Source organism: Streptomyces sp. S6 (assembly GCF_054880855.1).
On the sequence record NZ_JBTYMC010000417.1, the window covers coordinates 1 to 4,655 of the forward strand.

Consider the following 4,655-nt stretch of genomic DNA (forward strand, 5'->3'; position numbering starts at 1 on the left):
CCTTCGACGGGGACGGGGACGCCGCGGGGGTGCGGTCCGGGGTCGGGGCCGAGGCGGGCGGCGTGGACTGGGTGGTGCCGCAGGCGGTGAGGGCGGCGGCCAGGACGCAGGTGGCGAGGAGTCGTACGGGAGTGGTCACCGTAGGACGATATGACGATCACATAAATCGGCTCGGACGACGCTCCCGGCGGGTCACTCAGGTGGGCCGGGAGGGCGCCGTACGGCAAAGGGGGCCGAGGAATCCCCGGCCCCCGCGCGGCGGGAGCCGCACATCGGTGCAGCCCCGCGCCCCTGAACTATCCGGCCGTCACCTTCACCGGTTCCGTCCCCACCTCACTGTGCCTCTCCGCCCAGTTCTCCAGAGCGGTGCGGCACGCGTGGTCGAGGTGGTGCAACCCCGTCAGGTTCAGTTCCACCGGCCGGTCCTGGGGGAGGGACTCCAGGCTGTCGAGGATCTTCGGGAGACGGAGGAACGTCGCGTTGCCCGACAGGTACGCCTGGACCGGGCCCGCCCCCTTGTCGACCACTTCCAGCTTGATGTGCGACGCCTCCCAGGCGGTCTTCGCCACCGCCAGCGCGAGGCCGATCAGCACACCCTCGAACATGCTGACCGCGACGATGGAGACGGCGGTGGCGACGAGGATGAGGGCCTCGCCCCGGTGCTCGCGCCAGAGAGAGGCGATCGCGTGGAGAGGGACGAGCTTGGCGCCGGAGTGGACGAGGATGCCGGCCAGGGCCGGGATGGGGATGTAGGAGAGGAGGTCGGGGAAGAGGGCGGCGAACAGCAGGAGCCAGACGCCGTGCAGGACGCGGGACGCCTTCGTGCGGGCGCCCGCCTGGACGTTGGCGGCGCTGCGGACGATCACCGCGGTCATGGGGAGCGCGCCGAGCGCCCCGCAGAGCGCGTTGCCCGCCCCCTGCGCCACCAGCTCCTTGTCGTACTCGGTGCGCGGACCGTCGTGCAGCCGGTCCACGGCCGCCGCGCTGAACAGCGACTCGGCGGACGCGATCAGGGTGAACGCGACGACCGTGCCGAGCAGCCCGACGTCGGCCAGGTCCCCGAAGGCGCTGAGGGGCGGCGGCTGGATGGCGTCCAGCAGCCCCTTGACCTCGACGGTGGCGACCGGCAGGTCGAACGCCAGGGTGGCGGCGGTCGCGAGCCCGACGGCGGCCAGCGGACCGGGCACCGTACGGACCTTGGCGGGCATCCGCTTCCACAGCACGAGGACGGCGATGGTGCCCGCGCCGAGCGCCAGGGAGGACAGCGCGGCGGTGGAGCCGGCCGCGTCCATGAAGGCCCGGGGCAGCCCGGCGATCTTGTCGAGCCCCGACACGGGGGCCTTCGTACCGATGAGCGAATACAGCTGTCCGGCGATCAGCACGAGACCGATTCCGGCCAGCATGCCCTCGACGACGGACACCGAGATCGCCCGGAAGTAGCGCCCCAGTTTCAGGACGCCCATCGTGATCTGGAGGACGCCCGAGACGAGGACGATCACCCCGAGCGCGGGGAGGCCGAACTCCCGCACCGCCTCGAAGACGAGGACGGTCAGACCGGCGGCGGGGCCGGACACCTGGAGGCTGGAGCCCCGCATGAGTCCGGTGACGATCCCGCCGACGATGCCGGTGACCAGGCCGAGTTCGGCCGGCACCCCGGAGGCCACGGCCACGCCCACGCAGAGCGGGAGCGCGACGAGGAAGACCACCAGGGAGGCCGCGAAGTCGGTCTTGAGGTGCGGGAAACGGGATATGAGGGTGTTGCGGGACGTGGTCATCGGGCCGCTCACAGAGCCTGGAAGCGGTCGGTGGCGACGTCGTGCCCCAGCACGGCGCCGGTGTGGACCTCGTAGTACCAGCCGCGCACCGTCAGCCGGCCGTCGGCCAGCCGCTTCTCGACGCACGGGTAGGACCGCAGCCGCAGCAGCTGCGCGAGGACGTGGTTCTGGACCGCGCGGGCGACGGTCGGATCGGACGGTTCGGTCGCGTCGGGCTCGTCGGCGGCGTGCGCCAGCCAGTCCCGGACGGCCGGTACGGCGTCCAGGTCGTCACCGCGGACGAGGGCGCCGACCGCGCCGCAGTGCGAGTGACCGCACACGACGATGTCGCGGACGCCGAGGACCTCCACGGCGTACTCGATGGTCGCGGCCTCGCCGGAGGGGGCGCCGGTGCCGTACGGGGGGACGATGTTGCCTGCGGTGCGCAGCTCGAACAACTGGCCGGGGCGGGCGCCGGTGATCAGCGCGGGAACGACCCGAGAGTCGGAGCAGGTGATGAAGAGAACCTGGGGGGACTGGCCTTCTGCGAGCTTGGCGAACTCCTCAGGGCGCTGTCCGAACGTACGGGCGTTGTCGATGAGGGGCTGCATGTTCTGGTGATTCCTCCTGGCGCGCGTGGGGGCGCGTCGGACGTGCAGGACAGTGTTGGGGGAACTGCTCTCTGTTCTGCCTGCTCTCTCAGCAGCGGAAGACCTGAAGTGCCGCCGGAGAGTGGCTCGCCGAGGATCTCGACGGGCGATGGCGGTCCGCACCGGGCACGGTGGCCGGGTGCACCGCGATGTGATCGTGTGCCAGCGGGACGCGCTCGGGCTCCGAGGGGGCCGAGTCGGCGGTCAGGGTGGCGCGGTGCCGGTCGCTGCGCAGCGGATCCGTGGGATCCCCGGACCGGTCACAGTCGCGGGACGTGACCTTTATGTCGCGCAGCGCAATGCCCTGGGGGTTGATTCCGGGCTTGGCTTTGGCCTGTGCCTGACGGACCGTGTGCGCGTGTGCGAACGGCGAGGAAGCGGTGAAGAAGGGGAGTACGAGAAGGAAAGAGGCGATGAACGCGATGCCCGCGAGAACCGTCCTACCTCGGAACATGCACCCTCCCTTCAAAGTCTCCACGCTAAGTGCGTACCAATGACTGGTCAACGACTGGTCAAGAAACACGTTAACCCTGCAAAGACCTTTGCAGGGTTAACTCCACGTTTCTAGATGGAGACCGCCTCAAAAGAGGGGTGTTGATGTCCGGAACCGGCTCTTGACAGAGCCGGAGTGACTGTGGATCAGTTCTCGGTGAGCCGCTGCGCGTCGCGGGCCAGCGCGGTGAGCCGGGAGATCGCGCGGAAGTACTTCTTGCGGTACCCGCCGTTCAGCATCTCCTCGCTGAACAGCCGGTCGAACGGCAGCCCCGAGGCCAGCACGGGCACCTCACGGTCGTACAGCCGGTCCGCGAGGACCACCAGGCGCAGGGCCGTCGACTGGTCCGGGACCGGGCCGACGTCCGTCAGGCAGACCGCCCGCAGACCGTCCGTGAGCGCGCCGTAGCGGCTCGGGTGGACCTTCGCGAGGTGCTCCAGGAGCGCCGGGAAGTCGTCCAGGGACGCCCCCTCGGTGGCGTACGCGGCCTTCGCCACGACCTCGTCGCCGTACGGCGACGGCGCGTCCGGCAGACCGCGGTGGCGGTAGTCCTCGCCGTCGATGCGCAGCGCGCGGAAGTGCGCGGACAGGCCCTGGATCTCGCGTAGGAAGTCGGCCGACGCGAACCGGCCCTCGCCGAGCTTGCCGGGGAGCGTGTTGGAGGTGGCGGCGAGCGCGACCCCCGCCTCGACCAGCTTGCCGAGCAGCGTCGACACGAGGACGGTGTCGCCCGGGTCGTCCAGCTCGAACTCGTCGATGCACAGCAGGCGGTGGCCCGAGAGGGTCTTCACCGTCTGCTGGAAGCCGAGGGCGCCGACCAGGTTGGTCAGCTCGACGAACGTGCCGAACGCCTTCAGCGCGGGCTCGGCCGGGGTGGCGTGCCACAGGGAGGCGAGGAGGTGGGTCTTGCCGACGCCGTACCCGCCGTCCAGATAGACACCGCGCGGACCGGCAGGCGCCTTGGCCCTGCGGCCCCCGAACCCGAAGAACCCCCGTCGGGCGCCGCCCGCCGCGTGCGCTCCGCCCAGGCCGCCGGCGAAGGACTCCAGGATCCCGACGGCCTCGGTCTGGGTCGGCTGCTTCGGGTCCGGCAGGTACGTGCCGAAGCGGACCGAGTCGAACCGCGGCGGGGGGACCATCTCGGCGACCAGCCGGTCCGCCGGGACGTACGGCTCGCGCGTGCACAGGGAGACGGGCGCGACGTGGGCTATCGGTTCGACGCCGGAGGAGCCGGGGGAGTACGTGGACACGATTACCCATGTTAAAGGGCATGTAAGACTGCCAGCCATGCGACGCCTGTTCCCTGTGACCGACCAGACAGCGACCACCACGGCAGGGGAGTGGGGCCTCGGCGAGCTCGCGGACGCCTACGCGTACCCGCCCGGCGTGTGGCTGCGCGCCAACATGGTCTCCACCCTCGACGGCGCCGGCCAGCACGACGGCCGCTCCCACCCCATCTCCGGCACGGCCGACATGCGGATCTTCGGCGTCCTGCGCGCCCTCGCGGACGTCGTGGTCGTCGGCGCGCAGACCGTGCGCCAGGAGCAGTACGGTCCCGCCCGCGCCCGCGAGGAGTTCGCCGCACGCCGGGCCGCCGCCGGACAGGGGCCCGCACCCGCCGTCGCCGTCGTCTCCGCGAGCCTCGACCTCGACTTCTCGGCACCCCTGTTCACCTCCCCGCTCGTCCCGACCCTCGTGCTGACCGGCGCGGGCGCCGACCCCGTCCGCGTCGCGCGGGCGCGCGAGGCCGGGGTGGAG

5 protein-coding genes are annotated in these 4,655 nt (G+C 71.3%); 1 reads left to right on the top strand and 4 read right to left on the bottom strand.

Annotation, left to right across the window (positions count from 1 at the left end; all coding sequences use genetic code 11):
* Positions 1-296: 296 nt before the first annotated feature.
* From ACVNF4_RS32660 to zapE, 4 genes are all read right to left on the bottom strand, one after another.
* On the bottom strand, positions 297-1,775 hold the full coding sequence (locus tag ACVNF4_RS32660; RefSeq protein ID WP_461806501.1) for a SulP family inorganic anion transporter: 1,479 nt from the start codon (positions 1,773-1,775) through the stop codon (positions 297-299).
* Between the two features lie 8 nt (positions 1,776-1,783).
* Complete coding sequence (locus tag ACVNF4_RS32665) at positions 1,784-2,365, bottom strand: carbonic anhydrase (RefSeq protein WP_461806502.1); 582 nt, start codon at positions 2,363-2,365, stop codon at positions 1,784-1,786.
* An 88-nt stretch (positions 2,366-2,453) separates the two neighbouring features.
* On the bottom strand, positions 2,454-2,858 hold the full coding sequence (locus tag ACVNF4_RS32670; RefSeq protein ID WP_461806503.1) for a hypothetical protein: 405 nt from the start codon (positions 2,856-2,858) through the stop codon (positions 2,454-2,456).
* Positions 2,859-3,043: 185 nt separating this feature from the next.
* Positions 3,044-4,186: a cell division protein ZapE gene (gene zapE, locus ACVNF4_RS32675; RefSeq protein WP_461806504.1), complete on the bottom strand. Its 1,143-nt coding sequence runs from the start codon at positions 4,184-4,186 to the stop codon at positions 3,044-3,046.
* On the opposite strand from zapE, the gene ACVNF4_RS32680 reads away from it, so the two are divergent.
* Positions 4,185-4,655: dihydrofolate reductase family protein (locus ACVNF4_RS32680; RefSeq protein WP_461806505.1), on the top strand; the 471-nt coding region annotated here is incomplete at its 3' end. The two genes, zapE and ACVNF4_RS32680, sit on opposite strands and share 2 nt — an antisense overlap.